The organism is Paraburkholderia ginsengisoli NBRC 100965 (assembly GCF_000739735.1).
In the GTDB taxonomy this organism is placed as follows: Bacteria; Pseudomonadota; Gammaproteobacteria; order Burkholderiales; family Burkholderiaceae; genus Paraburkholderia; species Paraburkholderia ginsengisoli.
Genome location: NZ_BBJF01000004.1, coordinates 1,123,212 through 1,145,316 on the forward strand (window position 1 = coordinate 1,123,212; position 22,105 = coordinate 1,145,316).

A 22,105-nucleotide genomic window follows, 5' to 3' on the forward strand; every position below is an offset into this window, starting at 1 on the left:
TCGGCCTGAACTGACTCGAATCGAAGCGGAGAAACACATGCGCAAGAACGTTATCCTGGTCACGGGAGCCGGCACGGGCATCGGCAAACTCACCGCCCAATCGTTGGCCGAAGCCGGCCACATCGTCTACGCGACGATGCGCGACGTCCACGGGCGCAACCAGCCGCGCGCCGATGCGTTACGCGCGCTCGCCGAGGCGAAAGACCTGCAACTGCATCCGCTCGAACTCGACGTGCTGTCACAAGACTCCGCCGATGCCGCGGCTGCGACGATCGTCCGCGAGCAGGGACAGCTCGACGTGGTGATCCAGAACGCGGGGCATCTGGTGGTCGGTCCGACCGAAGCGTTCACGCCGGAAGAAATGACGAAGGTGTTCGACACCAACCTGTTCGGCGCGCAACGCGTGAACCGCGCGGCGCTGCCCTATCTGCGTGCGCAGGAAGCGGGGCTGATGCTCTGGGTCAGCAGTTCGACGACCAAGGGCGGCTTTCCGCCGTTCCTCGGTCCGTACGGCGCCGCTAAGGCCGCGATGGATTCGCTTGCGGTCACGCTTGCGTACGAGATCGCGCGCTTCGGCATCGAAACGTCGATCGTGGTGCCGGGTGCGTTCACGCGCGGCACCGAGCACTTCCCGAACGCCGGCAAGCCCGCCGACACCGAACGCGCGGCGGCGTACGCACGCTATGACGGCGTGATGGACCGCATCGGCGAGCGCCTGTCCGAGCTCACGCCGGACGACGCCGATCCGCAAGCCGTCGCCGATGAAATCGTGCGGATCGTCGCGCTGCCGTCGGGCGAGCGGCCGATGCGCTCGGTGATCGACTTCGTCGGCGACGGCGCACGCGAGGTGCTCGACGTGTCGGAGCGCGTGCGGATCGAATTCGCGCAGCGCATTGGCATGGGCGATCTGCTGGAAGCACGCGCCAGGCGTTAAGTCATCCTTATGAACTCCCTCACCCTGATCGCGTGCGCGGTGCTGCTGCCATTGCTCGCCACCGCCTGCGATGGCGGCCCGTTGCCGCCCGCCGCGTCCACCTCCGCACGGAGCACGACCATGGAACCTTCGGTCACTTACCTTCATCTGCTGAAGCACACGCCGTTCTTCACGAGCCTGACGACCGTGCAGTTGCGTTGGGTGATCGAGCACTCGCGTGAATGGGAAGCGCGCGGCGGCACGGTAGTCGCGCAATGCGACGAACCCGCGTCAGGCGCACACGATCGAGCCATGTGGATTCTGCTTGACGGCAGCTGGCAAATCGAAACCGGCGGCCATGCATACCCGGCCGACCATGCGAGCGCGGGCAAGTGGTTCAGCGCGGCGCTCACGAACCGGCCATGCCGTGTCGTCACGACCGAGCACAGCTACGTGATGAAAATAGAACGCGCCGACTTCGACGCGATGCTCGCGCAAGGTTTCGCGTTCGGCCCGCATCTCGACGCGGGCCGTCGCTACTACGGCGAGCTGTTCGCCGCTCCGGCCGGACTTATGCAATGAAGCCGGCCCGGAGCATCATGTTTTGATGTATTAAGCAGCGCGCTCAAACCGCCTTTGGATTGCGCTCCGCAAACCCTTCCTGATGCCAGTACGGATAAGCGGGACGCACGGCGCTCGCCGCATCGAGTTTCGCAACCTGCTCCGGCGTCAGGTTCCAGCCAACCGCGCCGAGGTTCTGCCGCAGTTGCTCCTCGTTGCGCGCGCCGATCAGCACCGTCGATACCGTCGGCCGTTGCAGCAGCCAGTTCAATGCGATCTGCGGCACGGTCTTGCCGGTTTCGGCGGCGACTTCGTCGATTGCATCGAGCACGCGGAACAGATAATCGTCGGGCACCGGCGGGCCCATGTCGGCGGTCTTGTGCAGCCGGCTCGAATCGGGCAGCGGCTGGCCGCGCTTGATCTTGCCGGTCAGGCGCCCCCAGCCGAGCGGACTCCACACCACCGCGCCCACGCCCTGATCGATGCCGAGCGGCATCAGCTCCCACTCGTAGTCGCGGCCGACCAGCGAATAGTAGGTCTGATTCGCGACGTAACGCGGATAGCCGTAGCGGTCCGCGACATCCTGCGATTTCATCAGATGCCAGCCAGAGAAATTCGACACGCCGGTGTAGCGGATCTTGCCCGCGCGGACCAGATCGTCGAGCGTCGACAGCACTTCGGCGACCGGCGTCCTGGCGTCGAAGCCGTGCAGCTGGAACAGGTCGATGTAATCGGTCTGCAAGCGCTTGAGCGCGGCGTCGACCGCCTGGGTCAGATGGAAACGCGACGAGCCGACGCTGTTGGGGTCGTCGTCGAAACGAAAGGTGGCCTTGGTCGAGATGATCGCCTTGTCACGTTTGCCCTTGAGCGCTTCGCCGAGTACCGACTCGGACGCGCCTTTCGAATAGATGTCCGCGGTGTCGAACATCGTGACGCCCGCGTCGAAGCAGATGTCGATCAGGCGGCGCGCTTCGGCGACGTCGGTAGCGCCCCACGCCTCGAAAAATTCGCCCTTGCCGCCAAACGTGCCCGTGCCGAAACTCAGGACCGGCACCTTGAAGCCGGATGCACCCAGATGTCTGTATTCCATTGATGAATCTCCGTGGCATAGCCGTCGATAAACGGACGTTCAGTCTACGCGTGTCTGGGCAAATACGTCGGCGGGCGGACGAAGTTGGCGACGGTTCCGTGCTGCGCGCGGTTTGCGGTTTGCGTCCAGCGTGTGCTGTGCGCAAATGAAAATCGAAGCTCACTCACAAGCGCAAACGACGCTCCCTAGACGCCAGCCGTCCGCGACGCACTCAACTCAGCCAACGCGTCGCGCGTGTTGCGCATCACGCTGTCCCAATCGCCCAATGCGGGCTGCCTGAACAACCGCGCGCCCGGATACCACGGCGTGTCGCTGCGCTCCAGCAACCAGCGCCAGCAGGTGTCGAAGCGGTTAAGAATCCAGACCGGCTTATTCAACGCGCCGGCCAGATGCGCGGTGGACGTGTCCACCGAAATCACCAGGTCGAGATTGGCGACGAGCGCCGCGGTATCGGCGAAATCGTGCAGTTCCTGCGTGTAGTCGACCACGCGCCCGCCCAGTTCGCTGCCCGACAACTGCGACGCCGCCGCGCCTTTTTGCAGACTGAAGAAGCACACGTCAGGGACCTCGAACAGCGGAGCGAGCCGCTCGAACGCGATCGAACGGCGTGCGTCGATTTTGCGCAACTCAGCGACATGCGAGCGGTTCTCGCCGGCCCACACGAGGCCGACTTTCAGGCAGCGATCCGCGTGTGACCGCGTCGGATGGGACGCGCGGATTTGCGTGCACGCATCGATCCGCTCGCGCCATGCGTTTGCCTCCTCCGAGTGCGCGACAAGATAAGGCGTCGTGGCGGGCACGCTCGCCTCGTCGGTCCTGAACGCGAGCGGCAAACTCAGCAGCGGACAGTGGCAATCGAACAGCGGCAACGGCTGCCCTGCTTCGACCAACTGATCGACGCCATCGAGCGTGGTCATCAGCCGCAAGAGCGGCCCCGGCACTTCGAGCACGACCTTCGCACCGAGCTTCGACACGAGCGCCGCATAGCGGCAAAACTGCAGCGTATCGCCGAGCCCCTGCTCTGCATGCAACAGAATCGTCTTGCCGTCGAGCGAAAAATCGCCGAGCCACAGCGGCTGCGCGAAATCGCGCGTGTGCGCCTTGATCCGGGCGCGCGCCCAGCGCGATTCGTAATGTTGCCAGCCGGCTTCGAACCGGCCCATGCGCAGCAGACACAGCGACTGGTTCCAGCGCGCTTCCACCAACGCGGAATCGAGCGCGAGCGCGCGTTCGAAACTCGACAGCGCCTGCGCGTGCTGATCGAGATCGATCTGCGCGAGGCCGAGATTGTTCCAGGCTTCGGCGAACGCCGGCGCCAGCTCCAACGCGCGCCGGTAGCTGCGCTCCGCATCCTGCGGCTGGTTCAGATCGCCGAGCACGTTGCCGCGATTGCTCCACGCCACCGCATAGTCCGGCCGCAGCGCAAGCGCGCGCTCGACGCTGGCGAGCGCGTCGTCGGTGTGGCCCAGGTCACGCAGCACGCAAGCGCGATTGTTCCAGAACGGCGCGGCCTCCGGCATCGAGGCGATAGCGCGATCGAACGCAGCGAGTGCATCGAGCGGCCGGTTCAACCCGCCCAGCGCATTGCCGCGATTGTTCCAGGCATCGGGGAAGTTCGGCTGCAGTGCGAGCGCGCGATCGGCGCTCGCGAGGCCTTCCGCGTAGCGCTGCTGTTCGTTCAACGCATAGGCGAGGTTCGAATGCAGCGGCGCCTGCTTCGCGTTGATCGCCAGCGCTTTTCTGAACAGCTCCGCGCCCTCTTGCGGGCGGCCCGTTTGCAGCGCGAGTTCGCCCAGCCATTTCAACGCGTCGAAGTGGCGTGGCTTGAGTTCGAGAATCTCGCGATAGAGTTCTTCGGCCTCGACGAGCGCGCCGTTCTGCTGAAGCGCGACGGCTTGCCGAAGCATGTAGTCCAACTGTTGCGGCAGGTTGCCAGGTTTGCTCATACGGTAGCTTCGATGGAATGCGCGAGAAGTCGCCGGTGCGGTGAGCACGCAGGACAAGCGCGATTATCGTCGAAAAGCGCCGCTTCGAACTACCGTGGACATGGGGTGTGAATGCGCGGGTGCGATGTGCGCGGATGAGGCACGCGCGGAAGTAGGCGTGTGAAGCGGGCATGGGTAGCGCGGCGCGCATGGCCGTCTCGCTTCATCGCGGGGCCGTGCTTTTGTGGCCTCCGGCCCGCGCGTCGAGCATCACGCACCGCGCGCCACGTCACCCGGCGTGACGTAGCGCGCCATGCCCATCGAAAACAGCCTTACTGCGCGGTGCCCGACAGATGCTTGCGCTTCGCGAGATCCTGCGCCATCGCATAGTGCTGCTGGATGGTCGGCAGCGCCTTCTTCGCCGCGTCCTTCAACTGCTCGTCGCGGCCCGAAGCGATTTCCGCCTGAAACGCCGACAACGTCTTCTGTTCTCCGGCGAGCGCGACCTGTTCGATATACGTCTTGTCGAACTCGGCGCCGCGCAGATTGTTGATGCTCGCGAGCACTGCCGCGTCGGGATCATTCTTCGGCACGTCGACGCCGCGCGGACTCGCCGCGCGCAGCGCGTCCGAGATCTTCGCGTTATCGGTCGATACGCGTTCGGCAAACGCCTTCACGTCGCGGTCGGTGGAACGCGACGTGGCGATGCGCGCGGCGTCGCGTTGCGTCGCGACGGCTTGGGTGCCGTCCGCAATGAAGGTCTGGTCGGCCGCGTGCAAACGGCCCGCGTCGGCCGCTGCCGGCGCGGCGGTGGGAGTCTGAGCGCTGGCCGCGGTGGCGACAGCCAGAAGGCCGGTCATGCAGGCGCTGGCGAGAGTGGCGAGAGGCAAGCGGATCATACGTTCTCCTTGAGGTGGAAGCGAAACGACAGCGAAGCGTGTGCGCGTCGGGCACGCACTGCGTAAAAATTGCAGCCGGCTTGCGAGCCGTCGACGTCGCCACGCTTTTATCGCTGTCGATTCTAGGAGGCGCGTTGGGCACCATGTGAAACGGTGCTGTGGCTTCTGTAACCTTAGGTAACCTTCACATCAATGCCTTGACATGCCGGTATTCGACGCGCTCCGTGCGCCATGCTCACCGTGAGCGCATGAACCGCACGTCGCGATTAAACAGCGCGCACGCCCTGAATTTTTCTGCGGGCAAGCCGATAACCCGAAGGTAAGCCACGCGCCAGGGGCCGACGCAACGCTGCATGGCGCACGACACACAGCGCAATCCCGGAGAGTTTCGATGGCGGAAGAACAGCGAGCCAATCACGAACGCAGCAACCTGACCAGTTCCAACAAATTCGAGTTGTTGCTGTATCGCCTCGGCAGCGTGCCGGGCAGCGACGCGCACGAACTGTATGGGATCAACGTCTTCAAGGTGCGTGAAATCTCCACCATGCCGCCCGTCACGCCGATCGCCGGTTCGTCGCCGTTCGTAATGGGCGCAGTGGATATTCGCGGCCAGATCATTCCGGTCATCGACTTGCCGCGCCTGATGGGCTGCGAACCGACACGCGGCCTGAACATCCTGCTGGTCACGGAATTCGCGCGTTCGACGCAGGCGTTCGCGGTCGAGGAAGTGGACGACATCGTGCGGCTCGAATGGAACCAGGTGCTGTCCGCCGATGGCACCGCGGGCGGCAATCTCGTCACGAGCATCGCGCGCATCGACGGCAATACCGGCGACTCGCGGCTCGCTCAGGTGATCGACGTAGAGCAGGTACTGCGCGACGTGTTTCCGTCACAGCATCCGAGCGTGGATCCCACGTCGGTCGGCGAAGCGCTGGGACTGGGCATCCGCCCTGGCGCGAAGATTCTCGCCGCCGACGATTCCGGCTTGGCGCGCAAGCTGATCGAGCAGGCCCTGAGCGCGATCGGTGCGGACTATGTGATGACCAAGACCGGCGAAGAGGCGTGGAGTACGTTGCAACAGGTCGCTCGCGAAGCGCAGTCGAGCGGCGAGCGGGTCAAGGACCATATCGCGCTGGTGCTGACCGATCTTGAGATGCCGGAGATGGACGGCTTCATGCTGACGCGTCAGATCAAGGCCGACGAGCGCACCCGCGACATTCCGGTAATCATCCATTCTTCGTTGACGGGCGCGGCGAACGAAGCGCACGTGAAGAATGCCGGCGCGAACGGCTATGTCGCGAAGTTCGCCGCGGCCGAACTGGCCGATGCGATTCGTCATGCGCTGGGGGCGACGCCCGCGGCCGCGTGAGGTTGCTTGCGGCTGCGTGAGCGGCGGCCCGCGCCGGGATCGGGCGGACCGCGCGATGTAGGCGCATGCCGCGCCGCTTCCTATCGATGCGATGCAAGCTCCACCGAGAAAGCCAGGCGTCCCGTTTCGACACCCATCGTGTTGAGCCGCTTCGGTGCGTGAAACGCGTCGAGCTTCGCGCGCTGCTCCGCTGTACCGAGGTCGAGCAGCGCGAGCAGTTGCGCCGCCACCGCATACAGCACGGCGAGATTGCCGTCCTCGATCTTCACCGCGATGCCGAGCGCGCCGGCCGCGCCCAATCGCTCGGTCTGCCGCGACGCGCGTACGCCGAACGCGTAGCTGCCGTCCGCGCCGACCTTGCCGACCAGCGCGCCATCGAACGCCTGTATCAGCACGGTACAGAAGCGCGCTTCTCCGCCCACGAGTTCCGGATACACGGTCATCGCGCGATAAATCCGCGCGAGCGCAGCCGTGCGCGGCGCCACCGATGACGCTCCCGCCGCCACCTCGTCCTGCGCCGCGGCCAGCTTCGCGAACAGGCGCGCGAGGCGGTCGAGTGGAAAGGCCGGCGTCGGCAGATTGCAGCCGTCGGTCGACCACAGCACCGCGTCGGCCGGCAGATCGCATACATCGGCGAGCGTCTGCTTCACGCGTGCTTGCAGCGGATGCCCAGGCTGTTCATAACCGCTGATCGCCGCACCGATCGCCCGCGCGCCGGCCAGCATCCCCGCATGTTTGCCGGAACAGTTGCTGCACACGCCCCCCGGTTTGAAATCGCGCTTGAGCCAGTCGATATACACCGCGTCGGATAACGGCGGATGGCCGCCGCAGCGCAAATCCGCTTCGCTCGCCTGCGCCTTGGCAAGCATGCTGCGCGTGCGTTCGATATGACGCGCCTCGCTGCTATGCGACGCGCACATCAGCGCGAGGTCCGCTTCGTCGAAGCCGAACTGTTCGAGCGCGCCGGTTTCGACCACCGCGAGCGCCTGCGCGGGTTTTGCGGCGGAGCGCGCAAGCGTCACGCGCGACGGATCGCCGAACGAATACAACAGCCGGCCGCTCGCGTCGACCACCGCCACATGCGCGAGATGGGTGTTTTCAATCGCGTCGCCGCGATAGACGGTTGCCGCCACCGGCGCGGTTTCGTGCAAGGTCATGCCGTTCTCTCCTTGTGAGCGCCGCGCGCGGTGCGGGCGCACTGCATCGTCGGCGGCGCGAGCGATTCTACGTTCGTTTCGCGGCTCGAACCAGGGTGCCCCGACATTGGATCAAGTTGCATCGAGGCGCTCGTGCAGATGCTCGACCAGGTAATCGATCAACGCCCGCACCTTCGGCGGCAGGAAACGGTTCGGCGGATACAGCAGCCACACCGAGCCTTCGTACGCGCGCGCTTCGAGACGCCAGTCGGGCAGCACCTGCACCAGCTCGCCGCTTTGCAACGCGTGCGCGGCGGCGAACTCCGGCACGCACGCGATGCCGAAGTCCTGCTGCGCCGCTTCGAGCCGCGCGAGCGCATGGTTGGCGATGTAGCGCCCTTTCACGTCGACGCTTTGCGTCTCCGTGCCGCGACGAAAGCGCCAGCGGTTGTCGTCGGTGGTCTCGCCGAGATAGATGCACGCGTGCCTGAGCAGATCGCGCGGCTGCGCGGGCATGCCGCGTTCGCGCAAATACGCGGGCGACGCCACCAGCAGCCAGCGCACCGCGCCAAGACGGCGACCCGCCAGACCTTGCGGCGGATGTTCGGTCAGGCGGATCACCAGGTCGACGTCGTCGGCGAGCGAATCGACGTCGTGGTCGGTGAATAGCAGTTGCAGGTCCACTTCGTCATAAGCGCGCAGGAAGCCGGCCATCAGCGGATGAATCACGGCCTTCGCGAACTGGGTCGGCGCACTCACGCTCACCTTGCCCTGCGGACGTCCGGCGAGTTGCCCGGCGGCGTCGATCGCGCCGGACGCGGCGCTCACCATGTCGCGGCAAAAGCGCGCCACCTGGGCGCCCGATTCCGTGACCCGCACCGTGCGGGTGGACCGTTCCAGCAGACGGGTCGCGAGCGCGTCTTCGAGCCGCTTGATCTGCCGGCTGACCGTGGACGGCGTACTGCCCAACTGACGCGCGGCCACCGAAAAATTGCCGGCATCGACAACTCGGGCGAACACCGCCATGTCCGGCAGCAGCGCGAAAAGCTCGGTGGGGGTCATCGTGGCAGGCTCTTTCGACAGGTTCTGGATTGATGCGTTCGCGACATAAAAGCTGTGCGCGGCGACCCGATTATCTTCCGGCATGCAAGGTTCGACAATACGCGCTCCATTGTTCGCGGTCGAGGTCCCCATGTTGAAACAGGAACGTCTGCTCCTGCTGTCCGATCTGATGCTGCTTGCGGTCGCGGTCGTGTGGGGCACCAGTTACGGCGTCGTGAAGAGCGCGCTGGTGTTCTATCCGGTGCTGGGTCTGCTGGCGCTGCGCTTCGGCATCACGTTCGTGATCCTGTCACCGGCGTTGCGCCATCTGCGCTTCGCCGACGCCCGCACGCTGCGCGGCGTGCTGATCGCCGGCATTCTGCTGCTTGGCATCTACCTGTGCGAAACGTTCGGCATCCTGATGACCCGCGCCGCCAACGCCGCGTTTCTGATCAGCCTGTGCGTGGTGCTGACGCCGCTCGTCGAATGGTTGCTGCTCAAGCGGCGGCCGAGCCGTATCGAGTGGGCGGCGGTGGCGCTGTCGCTGCTCGGCGCATGGCTGCTGGCCGGCGACGGCGCAATGAGCTTCAATCCCGGCGACGCACTGATCCTGCTCGCCGCGTTACTGCGGGCTTTGACCGTGTGTGTGACCAAACGCGTGATGCGCGATTCGGCGTTGCCGCCGTTGTCGGTGACTGCCGTTCAGTCGGGCGTGGTGGCGTTCGGCAGCGCGGCCACCGCCTGGGTGTTCACGTCGCATCAGCAGTGGCAAGCGGTGCCGACGCTGACCGGCCATTCGACGTTCTGGGCTTACGTCGCGTATCTGGTGCTGGCCTGCACGCTGTTCGCGTTCTTCGCGCAGAACTTCGCGATCAAGCGCAGCAGCCCGACGCGCGTGTCGCTGCTGATGGGCAGCGAGCCGGCGTTCGGCGCGGTCTTCGCGAGCATCTGGTTAGGTGAGCGGATTTCGACGACCGCGTGGGTCGGTGGTGCGCTGATCGTCGCCGCTTCGGTGCTGGCGACGGTGCGGTGGCGCGCGTGGCGCACGAGCGTCGCGCAGGCGTGATAATGAGCGCGACACGGACGACGCTACCGGCGCAAAGCGCCGGTAGCGTCTCTTTCGTGCGGGCAGTTCGAGCGTTATGACTGCCGGGCGCTGCTCTCACGAAGCCGCGCCTGATATCGAATCAACGCGACACGACCATGCCCCGCTCGCTCACCACCTCGCCCCGCTGCAACACATACGCGAGGCGCTCGCCCTGGCCGGTCAACACGCCGATATCCTTCAACGGATCGCCATCCACCACCAGCACGTCGGCAATCGCGCCGGCCTGAATCACGCCAAGCTTGCCCTTCAGCTCGACGATATCTGCGGCGATCGTGGTGGCCGAACGCAGTGCTTCCAGATTGCCGAGCACGTCGGCGCGAATGCGCAACTCGTCGCTCTGGAACGTGTGCATCTCGCCGAGCAGGTCCGAACCGAACCCCATCGGCACACCCGCGTTCGCGTAGATCTGCAGCGAGTCGCGCCCTGCCTGGCGCACGGTTTCGATCTTGGCGATCGAATCGGCCGGCAGACCGTAGTCGGCGCCATGTTTGGCCAACGCATCGTACGTGACGAGCGTCGGCACGACGAATGCGCCGTGTTCGTGCATCAGTCGCGCGGCCGCTTCGTCGACGAGGTTGCCGTGCTCGATCGTGCGCACCCCGCAGCGGATCGCCCGCGAAATCGCGCGACCGGTGTACGCGTGAGCCATCACGTAGGTGTTGGCCGCTTGTGCTTCCTCCACGATCGCGCGAATTTCGTCCTCGGAATACTGTGTGTTGCTGATCGGATCGGTCGGCGACGCGACGCCGCCCGACGCCATGATCTTGATCTGCGTGGCACCCTTCTGGATCTCTTCACGCACGGCTAGCCGCACCGCGTCCACGCCGTCGACCACGCGTGCAATCGCGCCCGCGCGAAACGCGCATGAACACGGTTCGAGCACGTCGCCGCGCGGACGGAAGTCGCCGTGACCGCCGGTCTGCGACAACGCCTTGCCCGACGGAAAAATTCGCGGCCCCGGAATCAGGCCGCTTTCGAGTGCCTGCGTCAAACCCCAATCCGCGCCGCCCGCATCGCGCACGCTGGTGAAGCCGCGGCCGAGCATCGCCTTCAGAATCGGCAGCGCGCGAATCGCGGTGAGAATATTAGGCTGCGCCGCGTTCACACCGAGGTTCGCGCGCGAAGCCAGCACGTGCACGTGACAGTCGATCAGGCCGGGCATCACCGTCTTGCCACGCGCATCGATCACGCGTGCGTTCGGCAGATCGACGGGACGGTCGGTGACTTCGACGATGTGGCCGTTTTCTATCACGACGTGATGATGTTCGAGGAACGCGCCCTGCGCCAGATCGAGTACGTTGCCGCCGCTGATTACCGTAATGCTCATTGATATCTTCCTGACTGGATGAAGGAAACCGCCCGGCCCGCAGCGGGCCGGACGCGCCGCTTCAGGCGCGGCGTGGGCGCGAATCGCGCACGAAGAAGGTGCCGGTGAGGCTGATGGCCGCGGCGATCATCACGTAGATCGCAGGCGCCATGTTGCTGCCCGTCGACGCGATCAGCCACGTGATGAAGAACGGTGCGAAACCGCCGAAGATCGTCACCGCGAAGTTGTAGGCGACGGACAATCCCGTCGACAGCACCTTGGTCGGAAATAGTTCGGAGAACGCAGCGAGAATCGGACCGGTGTACGCGGCGATCAGCAAACCGAACACGCCCTGGAACACCATCAGCGACGCGAGGCCCGGCGTGTGATTGATGTACGCGAACATCGGCCATGCGAGCAGCAGGATCGACACGGCCGCGCCAGAGAGGAACGGGCGGCGGCCGAAGCGGTCCGCCAGCTTGCCGACCACCGGCGAGAAGCACATGATCATCAGCCCGCCGAACATGCCCGCGAAGAAGCCGGTCGATTGCGGCAGATGCAACGTGCGCACCGAATACGTCGGCATATAGAACAGCAGCACGTAGGTGCAGACGGTCCACAGAATGACCATCGAGAAACTGGCGAATGTCTCGCGTGGAAAGCGCTGGAACACTTCGGCGAGCGGCGAATCGTTCTTCGCTTCTTCAGCCACCGCGCTAAATGCCGGCGTTTCATCCATGCGGCTGCGAATGAAATAACCGACCGGTCCGATCAGAATGCCGATCAGGAACGGCATTCTCCAGCCCCACGAATGCAGCGCATCGGTGCTCAGATTCGTCGTCACGAAGGTGCCGACCGCTGCGCCGAGCAGCACGGCAAAACCGATGCTCGACTGAATCCAGCTCGAATAGAACGCCCGCTGATTGGCCGGCGCGTATTCGGTGAGGAACGCAGTGGCGGTGCCCATTTCGCCGCCGGCCGAGAAGCCTTGCAGCAAACGCGCGACCACGATCAGCACCGGCGCCCACAGGCCGATCTGATCGTACGTGGGTGCGAGGCCGATCAGCGCCGTGCCGCCCGCCATCAACAGAATGGTCAGCGACAGCGCCGCCTTTCGGCCGACCTTGTCCGCATATACGCCGAGCACGATGCCACCCACCGGCCGCATGAAAAAGCCCACGCCGAAGGTCGCCACCGCGAGCAGCAGCGAGCTCAGTTCATTGCCGGTAGGAAAGAACAGCTTCGCGATAATGACCGCGAAAAAGCTGTACACGGTGAAGTCGAACCATTCGAGCCCGTTGCCGAGCACGGTGGCGATGATGGCGCGGCGCCGCTGTCGCGCGAGCGAGTCGACGGAGAGTGCGACGGTGGATGAAAGCGTTCCCTGCATGGTCTCTTTCCTCATCTGGCTGCCCTGTCAGGCGGTAGTGTCGGCAACGCGCCACGCCGTGATCGAGCGGCGTCTTCGCATGCATAACGCCGATCCTAGAGACACCTGAATTGTTTTCGAAACGAAAGATTCGCATGCACGCATGCGCGCAGCGCATGCGAAACTGGAATGCGGCGATTCAGCCCCCCGCCCTGCCCATCTGCTCTTCGGCCTGTTCGAACAGCCAGCGCGTGAAGACGCGCGCCGCCTGGTTCTGCGAGCGGTCGTTCGGCGACACCACGTAATAGCCGCCGCCGTGACTCGCGGACGCCTGCGTCGCGCGCACCAGCAGCCCTTCGCTCAGACATGCGTCGATCATATGCCGCCAGCCGAGCACCACGCCCTGGCCGAGAATCGCCATCTGCACGAGCTGCGGATAATGATTGACGACGACCGCCTGCGGCGAAGCGGGCATCTGCACGCCGTTCAGACGGAACCACTCGGGCCATGACATCCATTGCCGCTGGCCGTCTTCCTGCATCAGCAGCGTTTCGCGCGCGAGGTCGGCGGGTTCCAGCACGCGGCCCGCGAGATATCCGGGCGAACAGACCGGGTACACCTCTTCGTCGAAGATGCGGCGCGCGGTGAAATGCGGCTCGGCGCGCTGACGGCTGTAGTAAAGACCCACGTCGAATTCAGCGGGGGATAGGGACGCGAGGCCATCGCGCACGATCATTCTGATCTTGACGTTAGGATGCGCGGCGCGAAACGCGCCGAGCCGCGGCGTGAGCCACAACACCGCGACGCCGGATGAGCACGCGATCGTCAGTTCGAGATCGCCGTAGCGCTTCATCACGTCGAGCGTGGCTTCGGAGCACGTGGCAAGCAGCCACTGCACATGCTTCGCGTAACCTTCGCCGGCGATCGTCAGACGCAGCGCGCGATGCTCGCGCACGAACAGCGAGCGGCCAAGAAAATCTTCGAGCTGGGCGATCTGACGGCTCACCGCGCTTTGCGTCAGATGCAGTTCGGCGGCGGCCTTGGTGAAGCTCGCATGCCGCACGGCCGATTCGAACGCGACCAGACATGGGAGCGGAGGTAACGGGGCGATACGCATGATGAGGGTGGCCGAGTGACGATCGCACCATCATAGCGGGTACGGGTATCGGCTCGATCATGCGAAGGGTGAGGATCGTCGTCGTGAAGCGATGGGCAGATGGGTGCGCTTCGCGGCGCGCGGGCAGCGCAATCACGCCACGCACGTGGCGCGCGTGCGGATGCTCCGCAAATCGCCGCGCGGCACGCAACGTATTGCAAATTCAGCGCGAACTCAATCCGAACCAGCGCGGGCTTTCATTCACGCGGCAAAGCGCGGCGAGCACCGAGACTACGAGCCGTCACGAACTCGGCGCCAGTTCCTTTTCCCCTTCACCGTCCAGCGAGCGCGTGTCGCGCAGTTGCGGGAATAGCTTCATCCACAGCATCGCGACCGTGATCGTCGCGAGACCGCCGACCAGCACCGCCGTACGCGCGCCCCACCAGCCTGCCGTCACGCCCGACTCGAATTCGCCGAGCTGATTCGACGTGCCGATGAAAAGCGAATTGACGGCGCTCACGCGGCCCAGCATTTCATCGGGCGTGCGCAGTTGCACGAGCGACAGCCGCACCACCACGCTGATCGTGTCCGACGCGCCCAATACCATCAGTGCAAACAGCGACACGAAGAATTGATGCGACAGGCCGAACACCACCGTCGCGAGGCCGAACGTGATCACGCCGCCGAACATCGCCGCGCCGGGCCGGTTGCGCAACGGGAAATGCGCGAGCCAGATGGTGCCCGCGAGCGCGCCGATCGCGGTGCCCGAGCGCAGCAGACCGAGACCGAGCGGCCCCGTGTGCAGCACGTCGCGCGCGAAAATCGGCAACAGCGCGGTCGCGCCGCCGAACAACACCGCGAACAGATCGAGCGACAGTGCGCCGAGAATCACCGGCTCCCGGCGAATGAACGCGATGCCCGAGAAGATCGATTCGAGCGTCACGGGCGCGCGGCTCGCCGGTTTGGTTTGCAGCGGAATGCTCCACACGGACGCGGCGGCGGCCGCGAACGACAGCGTGCACGCGAGATAGGCCGCGCCCGGACCGATGCCGTACAGCAGACCGCCCAACGCGGGGCCCGCGATCTGCGCGGTTTGATTCGCCGACGTGGCCCACGCCGTCGCTTTGGGCAGGTAGCCGCGCGGCACGACGGCGGGCAACAGCGAAGCGACCGCGGGCGATTCGAACGCGCGCGCCGCGCCGACGCATGCGGCCAGCACATAGATGACCGGCGCGCTGATCCAGCCGCCGAAGGTGCCGAAAGCGAACAGCAACGCAGCGACGCTTTCAAGGCTCTGACAGATGGCCGCGATGCGGCGGCGGTCGTAGCGGTCGGCGACGTGGCCGACCACGAGCGTCAGCACGAACATCGGCAGAAACTGCGCGAGGCCGACGAGGCCCAGTGCGAACGCGCTATGCGTGAGCGCGTAGATGTGCCAGCCCATCGCCACTGCAAGCATCTGGAACGAGAGTGACGACAGGATGCGGGTGCACCAGAAGCGTTGGAATGGGGGGTGCTTCGGGAGGCTGAAGGTGGGGGAATCGGTGGGGTCGGCGGGAGCTGGGGGCATCGGTCTCTGCTCTTTACGTGGCTGTGTCGCGGGCTTGGGCGGGCGCTAGTTTAGAGCAAGATGGCCGGGGGTGCTTGGGGCGACAGGGATGACTCGTTGTCATCCGAAGCGAAAAGTTTCGCGGTGGGGACGCCTCAATAAGGCTAGGGGCCCGTGGCGATCCGGTCGCACGGATGGACCGGGCGACCACGCGGCCGTTGCGATGGCGAAGGCTGAAAATGCACGAGCGATGCTGACAACCCAGACAGTCTGAGCACGTCTCGCGCGTGCGGGCCCGGCTTAACGTGGTGAACAGACAGGGGAAAAGCGGAACTCGTGGGACCTTTGCGCTGAATATAAAATGCTGCAAAGGCTTGGGGTATTCTGGCGGAGAGACGGGGATTCGAACCCCGGATAGGTTATTAACCTATACACGCTTTCCAGGCGTGCGACTTAAACCGCTCATCCATCTCTCCGGCGGGGAGCCGAATTATAGCAAACTTCGCGCCCTGCGCCACACCCATGCGCAAACGCGTTCAAGGATGCCGGATATAGTCCACCAGCGCCGTCGTATAAGCATCCGGTTTGCGGTCGAACAGACTCACGCCGATCGCCACCAGAAAGCCCGCCGGCACGCCGAACACGCCCGAGCTGATCGGCTCGATGCCGAACCAGCGTGCGCCCGTGAAGCCGGTCATCTGCGTGAAGAACGGATACGTCGAGACGATGTAATAGATGCACACGACAAGCCCCGCCACCATCCCGGCCACCGCGCCGAGTCGGGTCGTGCGCTTCCAGAACACGCCGAGCACCAGCACCGGAAACAGACTCGACGCCGCCAGCGAAAACGCCGCGCCCACCAGAAACAGAATATTCCCCGTATTCAACGACGCCACGTACGACGCAAACAACGCCACCCCCAGCAACAGAATCTTCGAGATCGTCACGCGCCGCTGGCTCGACGCGCCGGGGTCGACCATGTGGTAGTACACGTCGTGCGACAACGCATTGGCGATCGTCAGCAGCAAACCGTCCGCGGTCGACAGCGCCGCCGCCAACGCGCCCGCCGCGATCAAGCCCGACATCACGTACGGCAGCCCCGCGATCTCGGGTGCGGCGAGCACCACCATATCCGGCTGCATCTGGATCTCGCTCCATCGCACGATGCCGTCGCCGTTCGTATCGGTGAGGCTGATCAGGCTCGGCTCGACCTTGCGCCATTGCATCAGCCATTGCGGCAGATCGGCAAAGTGATGGCCGACCAGGTTGCTCAGCATCTCGTACTTGATCAGCACCGCCAGCACCGGCACCGTCAGATAGAACAGCGCGACGAAAAAGAGCGTCCAGCCGACCGAGCGTCGCGCGGACGCCACCGAGGTCGTCGTGTTATAGCGCGTCAGGATATGCGGCAGGCTCGCCGTGCCGAGCGACAGACACAGCAGCAGCGACAGAAAATTGCGCTCGTGGATGCGCCGGTCGTCATCGTTGACGGCGGGAAACGGCTCGTGCATCGGCACCGGCGCGGCCGCGCGCATCAGCATCTCGTCGCGATGCTGGGTCCAGACGATCTGCGCGGCGGCGGCATCGCGCGGAAACTGTTCGAGCGCCCTCTCGCGCACCTTGATGTCGCGCAGCGGTCCATTGTGACGGCGCAGATCGGCGACTTCCTGCGTGAGCCGCTGCTTCTCGTCGACGAACGATTGCGGCAACGTGTCGAGGCGCCGCTGCATGAGGGTCGCGCGGCGTCGATAGTCGTCACGCACGGTCTGTTCGAGCGGCTCGTCGCGCACCTGCTTCTCGAGGCTCTCCATGCGCTCCATCAACCGACCGTAGCTGATTTGCGGCACCCAGCCGAGGCCGTCCTTATGCGCGATCATCGACACGGGAATCAGGATCGCCGCGATCAGGATGATGTACTGCGCGACCTGGGTCCACGTGACCGCGCGCATGCCGCCGAGAAACGAGCACACCAGAATGCCCGCGAGTCCGCAGAAAATGCCGACCGCGAAATCCACGCCGATGAAGCGCGTCGCAATCAGGCCGACGCCCTGGATCTGCGCGACCAGATAGACGAACGAACACAGGATCGCGGCGAGCGCGGCGAGGCCGCGTACCGCGTTGCTCGAAAAGCGCGTGCCGAGGAAATCGGGAATCGTGTAGCGCGCGAGCTTGCGCACGTACGGCGCGAGCAGGAACGCGACGAGGCAATAGCCGCCGGTCCATCCCATCAGATAGGCGAGACCGTCGTATCCGGTCGCATAGATCGACCCCGCCAGTCCGATGAACGACGCGGCCGACAACCAGTCGGCGGCAGTCGCCATGCCGTTGAACGCGGACGGCACGCGCCGCCCCGCCACGTAGTACTCGACCAGATCGGATGTGCGCGACAGCACGCCGATCACCGCATACACCGCGATCGGCACGAACAGGAACACATAGCCGATCCACACGCCTGGGCCGGTGGTGCGCTCGATGCGCCACATCACGTAGATGAACAGCAGGAAGCCGAGCGTATAGAGCGCGTAGGAGCGGATCAGCCGATGCGTGAGTTTCATCGGCTCAACGTCCGCGAGCGGCGGGCGTATCAGCGCCGGCATTCGTGGGCGCGCCGGCGGCCGTCGTTGCGGTGGCTTTCGCATCCGCATCGAACGCGCGTTGCAGACGGCGGTCGGCGCGCTGCATCAGCACGATATACACGATGATCAACGCGAGGTAGATCAGGATCGCGCCCTGCGCGCCGAAGTAGAACGGCAGCCTGAACCCGTCGATGCGCACTTGCGACAACGCGGGCGCGATCAGCGGCAACACGAACGACACGATGAAGCCGAGCGTCATCAACGTCGCGATCAGCGCGAGATTGAAGCGCCAGTACTTTTGATGCGCGCGCGCCATCGCCGCCGAGACCGCTGGCGGTTCGGGCGCGGGATTGAGCGTAGCGTGTGAGGAGTGGTGCGGCGCGGCCATGCGCCTGTTTAACAAAAAGCCACCGGGCAGGCAATCGGGATTGTCCGCGCGGTGGCGTTCGCAGCGTGGCTCAGCCACCCGTCTCCGCTTCGGATCAGGAGCGCGCCGTTCGACACGCTCCTGTCACGAACACGGATGAACCGGTGCTCAGAGCGACTCGCCGAGCTGATCGAGAATCGCCGGGTTCTCCAGGGTGGACACGTCCTGCGTGATGGCCTCGCCCTTCGCGAGCGAGCGCAACAGGCGACGCATGATCTTGCCGGAACGTGTCTTCGGCAGGTTCTCGCCGAAGCGGATGTCCTTCGGCTTCGCGATCGGACCGATCTCCTTGCCGACCCAGTTGCGCAATTCGTTGGCGAGCTTCACGGCTTCGTCGCCTTGCGGACGCGCGCCCTTGAGCACGACGAACGCGCACACGGCTTCACCGGTAGTCGCGTCGGGCCGGCCCACTACCGCGGCTTCGGCGACGAGCGGGTTCGACACCAGCGCCGACTCGATCTCCATCGTGCCGAGCCGGTGGCCCGACACGTTGAGCACGTCGTCGATACGGCCCATGATCGTGAAGTAGCCGGTCTCCTTGTCGCGCACCGCGCCGTCGCCGGCGAGATACAGCGTGCCGCCGAGTTCGTCGGGGAAATAGCTCTTCTTGTAGCGGTCGGGGTCGCCCCACACGTTGCGCAGCATCGACGGCCACGGACGCTTCACCACCAGGATGCCGCCCTGCCCGTTCGGCACGTCCTGCCCGGTTTCATCGACGACCGCGGCCATGATGCCCGGCAGCGGCAGCGTGCATGAACCCGGCACGAGCGGCGTGGCGCCCGGCAGCGGCGTGATCATGTGGCCGCCGGTTTCGGTTTGCCACCACGTATCGACGATCGGGCAGCGGCCGCCGCCGACGTTCTCGTGATACCACACCCACGCTTCCGGATTGATCGGCTCGCCGACCGTGCCGATGATGCGCAACGTCGACAGGTCATAGCTCTTCGGATGCACTTTCGGATCGGCGTCGGCGGCCTTGATCAGCGAACGGATTGCGGTCGGCGCCGTGTAGAACAACGACACCTTGTGCTTCGCGATCATCTCCCAGAAGCGCCCGGCGTTCGGATAGGTCGGCACGCCTTCGAACACGACCTGAGTGCCGCCGAGCGTCAACGGTCCGTACGTGATGTAGCTATGGCCGGTGATCCAGCCGATGTCGGCGGTACACCAGAACACATCGGTGGACTTCCAGTCGAAGGTCCATTTCATGGTCTGCGCGGCCCACAGCAGATAGCCGCCCGTGCTGTGCTGCACGCCCTTCGGCTTGCCGGTCGAACCGGACGTGTAGAGAATGAAGAGCGGATGCTCGGCGCCGACCCACTCGGGCGCGCATTGATCCGATTCGGCTTGCGTGAGTTCGTGCGTCCACAGGTCGCGGCCTTCGTTCCACGCGACCTTGCCGCCGGTGCGCCGATAGACGATCACGCTCGTGACCGCTTCGCAGCCGCCCATCGCGAGCGCTTCGTCGGCGATGTTCTTCAGCGGGAGCGCCTTGCCGCCGCGCATCTGTTCGTCGGAGGTCACGAGCGCGACCGCGCCCACATCCACGAGGCGCTCGTTGAGCGACTTCGACGAGAAGCCGCCGAACACCACCGAGTGCGTCGCGCCGATCCGCGCGCACGCCTGCATCGCGACGATGCCTTCGATCGACATCGGCATATAGATCACCACACGGTCGCCCTTCTTCACGCCGCGCTTCTTCAGCGCATTCGCGAAGCGCGACACGCGTTGCAGCAGATCCTGATAGGTGACGTTGGTGACGGTGCCGTCATCGGCTTCGAACACGATCGCGACGCGCTCGCCGTTGCCGGCCTCGACGTGACGGTCGATGCTGTTGTACGACGCGTTCAGCTGGCCGTCTTCGAACCACGTGTAGAAGGGCGCTTTCGATTCGTCGAGCACCTTGGTGAAGGGGGTGTTCCAGCTCAGCGTCTCGCGAGCGAGGCGCCCCCAGAAACCTTCGTAATCGCGTTCCGCTTCGGCGGCGAGCGCCCGATACGCGTCCATGCCGGAGATCGTCGCGCCCGCTGCTACTTCAGCGGAGGGCGGGAAAACACGGCGTTCCTGAAGAACCGATTCAATCGCAGACATCGACAACCCCTTGGTGAAGATGAAACGTAAAACCTGTGCGGCGCGCGCGCGGCGCGCCATGTCCCTGTCGACGCCGCGCTCGATGATCAATGCGCGACGCGTTATCTCCAATCCTTGCGCACCAGCGCCGCGGCCCGCTCGCCTGCATCGCATATCGTGCCGCGCTGCAGCATCAATGCGTGTGAGACGAGCTTGCCGTTCCAGTGTTCAATCTTGTGTCAAACATAAGGGCTGCAACTTACCCGTCACTTACGCGAACCGCATCGGCGGGCCAGCGAAAACCCTTAGCCGTCGACCACCGCGCCAACGGAAAACACGTAACACGTACACGCAGTGCCTCAACGCTACGCAAGTCAAGCCGCGCATGCTACGCGTTACGCCGCGTTTGTGTATTCGAACCCGCACACGAAGCTTGCAGCGCAGGCGTCACAACACCAGCGCCATTCACTCCATGCGTGGGCCGCGCCCGCCGCGCGCCTTTACGCTGGTTCGCACAGGCTCTTACAATGCTAACTGAACTAGCCGCCCGGACTCCAGCTTGAATCGCTACGCCCTTCTTCTCATTACCTCGATGCTGCTCGTTGGCAGCAATGTCGGAATCGGTAAATCGATCGTCGAGTTCGTTCCCGTCCCACTGTTCGCGCTGCTGCGCTTCGTGATCGCGATGGCGGTGTTGTGGCCGCTGCTGCGCGTGGCCAAGCTGCGGCGCGTGAAGCGCGACGAATGGGTCAATCTGTTTTTGCAGGCGCTGTTCGGCACCTTCGGGTTTACGCTGCTGATGCTCAACGGCGTGCAGCGCACGAGCGCCGTGGCGGCCGGCGTCATCACCAGCACGATCCCCGCGGTCGTCGCGCTGCTGTCGTGGCTGATCCTCAAGGAGCGGCCCAATGGCCGCGCGCTCGCGTCGATCGCGCTGGCGATTGTCGGCGTGGTGGTCATCAATCTCGCCCATCTCGGACAAAGCACAAGCGGCGAAACCTCGTTCGTCGGCAATCTGATGGTGCTCGGCGCGGTGTGCTGTGAGTCGCTCTACATCATCCTGTCACGCCGTCTCACGCAAACGCTCGCGCCGATCGACATCTGCGCGTACACGCACCTGTTCGGCCTGTTGCTGATGCTGCCGCTCGGCGCAGGCGCGCTCGCGCACTTCGACTATCGCTCGGTGCCGCCCGGCATCTGGACGCTGGTGCTGTGGTACGGACTGTCGGCCAGCATCTTCTCGTTCTGGCTGTGGATGAAGGGCATCCGTCACGTGCCGGGCAGTCTCGCGGGGGTGTTCAGCGCCGTGCTGCCGGTGGCCGCGGCGATCTACGGCATCGCGTTCCTCGGCGAACGGCCGACGCTCGCGCACGGCTTCGCGCTCGCGTGCGTGATCGCCGGCATCGGGCTGGCGAGCATGAAGGCGCGACGGGTGCCGCCGGTCGCCTCCTGACCGCGCCGCCCGCCCGGCGCGCTGTCCACGCAAGCACGCCACTGCCCAGGCACGCGGGCCGCCCTGCCCGCCGCGCCGCAGCAAATTCACCCGACGCTGTACAATAGCGCGCCTGACGCGAGCTTCCCGTCCTTTGCTGGCCGTGCGGCGCGCCGTCCGCGCATGGTTTGCGTGTCTGATCCGCGTGCGTCACCGCATGCCGGGTCGGCGCATTTGG

Annotated in this window: 17 protein-coding genes and 1 tRNA gene; 5 read left to right on the plus strand and 13 right to left on the minus strand. The window is 65.1% G+C overall.

The genetic code is table 11. From position 1 onward, the window contains the following. Window positions 1-37 precede the first annotated feature (37 nt). Window positions 38-934, plus strand: a complete 897-nt coding sequence (locus BGI01S_RS08980) for an SDR family oxidoreductase (RefSeq protein ID WP_042324276.1) — start codon at window positions 38-40, stop codon at window positions 932-934. A 9-nt stretch (window positions 935-943) separates the two neighbouring features. Further along, on the plus strand, window positions 944-1,495 hold the full coding sequence (locus BGI01S_RS08985) for a cyclic nucleotide-binding domain-containing protein (protein WP_042324277.1): 552 nt from the start codon (window positions 944-946) through the stop codon (window positions 1,493-1,495). 43 nt (window positions 1,496-1,538) lie between these two features. Here the strand turns inward: BGI01S_RS08985 and BGI01S_RS08990 are convergent, their stop codons facing one another. The 3 genes from BGI01S_RS08990 to BGI01S_RS09000 all read right to left on the minus strand — a co-directional run bounded on the left by BGI01S_RS08990 (window position 1,539) and on the right by BGI01S_RS09000 (window position 5,388). Beyond that, a complete protein-coding gene (locus BGI01S_RS08990; protein ID WP_042324279.1) occupies window positions 1,539-2,564 on the minus strand; it encodes an aldo/keto reductase in 1,026 nt (341 codons plus the stop codon). Between the two features lie 185 nt (window positions 2,565-2,749). Further along, window positions 2,750-4,510 (minus strand): tetratricopeptide repeat protein, encoded by a 1,761-nt coding sequence (locus BGI01S_RS08995; RefSeq protein WP_042324281.1) that lies wholly within the window; start codon window positions 4,508-4,510, stop codon window positions 2,750-2,752. 311 nt (window positions 4,511-4,821) lie between these two features. After that, window positions 4,822-5,388 (minus strand): DUF4142 domain-containing protein, encoded by a 567-nt coding sequence (locus BGI01S_RS09000; protein WP_042324282.1) that lies wholly within the window; start codon window positions 5,386-5,388, stop codon window positions 4,822-4,824. 391 nt (window positions 5,389-5,779) lie between these two features. On the opposite strand from BGI01S_RS09000, the gene BGI01S_RS09005 reads away from it, so the two are divergent. Continuing rightward, window positions 5,780-6,757: a chemotaxis protein gene (locus BGI01S_RS09005; RefSeq protein ID WP_042324285.1), complete on the plus strand. Its 978-nt coding sequence runs from the start codon at window positions 5,780-5,782 to the stop codon at window positions 6,755-6,757. Window positions 6,758-6,837: 80 nt separating this feature from the next. On the opposite strand, the gene BGI01S_RS09010 is transcribed toward BGI01S_RS09005, so the two are convergent. Together BGI01S_RS09010 and BGI01S_RS09015 are read right to left on the minus strand one after the other, a co-directional pair. Continuing rightward, a complete protein-coding gene (locus BGI01S_RS09010; RefSeq protein WP_042324287.1) occupies window positions 6,838-7,914 on the minus strand; it encodes an asparaginase in 1,077 nt (358 codons plus the stop codon). A 111-nt stretch (window positions 7,915-8,025) separates the two neighbouring features. Then, complete coding sequence (locus tag BGI01S_RS09015; protein ID WP_042324549.1) at window positions 8,026-8,955, minus strand: LysR family transcriptional regulator; 930 nt, start codon at window positions 8,953-8,955, stop codon at window positions 8,026-8,028. Window positions 8,956-9,085: 130 nt separating this feature from the next. Here BGI01S_RS09015 and BGI01S_RS09020 point away from each other — a divergent pair, with 130 nt between their 5' ends. Then, entirely contained in the window at window positions 9,086-10,000 is a 915-nt protein-coding gene (locus BGI01S_RS09020) for a DMT family transporter (RefSeq protein WP_042324290.1), read from the plus strand. A 121-nt stretch (window positions 10,001-10,121) separates the two neighbouring features. Here BGI01S_RS09020 and BGI01S_RS09025 read toward each other — a convergent pair whose 3' ends face one another. The 8 genes from BGI01S_RS09025 to acs form a co-directional block, all read right to left on the minus strand. Next, window positions 10,122-11,369, minus strand: a complete 1,248-nt coding sequence (locus BGI01S_RS09025) for a metal-dependent hydrolase family protein (protein ID WP_042324292.1) — start codon at window positions 11,367-11,369, stop codon at window positions 10,122-10,124. Window positions 11,370-11,430: 61 nt separating this feature from the next. Further along, window positions 11,431-12,738: an MFS transporter gene (locus BGI01S_RS09030; RefSeq protein ID WP_042324293.1), complete on the minus strand. Its 1,308-nt coding sequence runs from the start codon at window positions 12,736-12,738 to the stop codon at window positions 11,431-11,433. 178 nt (window positions 12,739-12,916) lie between these two features. Then, the gene (locus BGI01S_RS09035) at window positions 12,917-13,834 is read right to left on the minus strand and encodes a LysR substrate-binding domain-containing protein (protein WP_042324295.1); all 918 of its coding nucleotides are present in this window, start codon (window positions 13,832-13,834) and stop codon (window positions 12,917-12,919) included. A gap of 280 nt (window positions 13,835-14,114) precedes the next feature. Continuing rightward, a complete protein-coding gene (locus tag BGI01S_RS09040) occupies window positions 14,115-15,383 on the minus strand; it encodes an MFS transporter (RefSeq protein WP_042324297.1) in 1,269 nt (422 codons plus the stop codon). A gap of 364 nt (window positions 15,384-15,747) precedes the next feature. Next, window positions 15,748-15,838, minus strand: a tRNA-Ser gene (locus tag BGI01S_RS09045). A gap of 60 nt (window positions 15,839-15,898) precedes the next feature. Then, window positions 15,899-17,917 (minus strand): sodium:solute symporter family protein, encoded by a 2,019-nt coding sequence (locus BGI01S_RS09050; protein ID WP_042324552.1) that lies wholly within the window; start codon window positions 17,915-17,917, stop codon window positions 15,899-15,901. Between the two features lie 4 nt (window positions 17,918-17,921). Further along, window positions 17,922-18,326, minus strand: a complete 405-nt coding sequence (locus BGI01S_RS09055; RefSeq protein WP_174447393.1) for a DUF4212 domain-containing protein — start codon at window positions 18,324-18,326, stop codon at window positions 17,922-17,924. A gap of 147 nt (window positions 18,327-18,473) precedes the next feature. Beyond that, complete coding sequence (gene acs / locus BGI01S_RS09060; protein ID WP_042324555.1) at window positions 18,474-20,456, minus strand: acetate--CoA ligase; 1,983 nt, start codon at window positions 20,454-20,456, stop codon at window positions 18,474-18,476. Window positions 20,457-20,994: 538 nt separating this feature from the next. Here acs and BGI01S_RS09065 point away from each other — a divergent pair. Beyond that, on the plus strand, window positions 20,995-21,888 hold the full coding sequence (locus tag BGI01S_RS09065) for a DMT family transporter (RefSeq protein WP_042324299.1): 894 nt from the start codon (window positions 20,995-20,997) through the stop codon (window positions 21,886-21,888). Window positions 21,889-22,105: the final 217 nt, after the last annotated feature.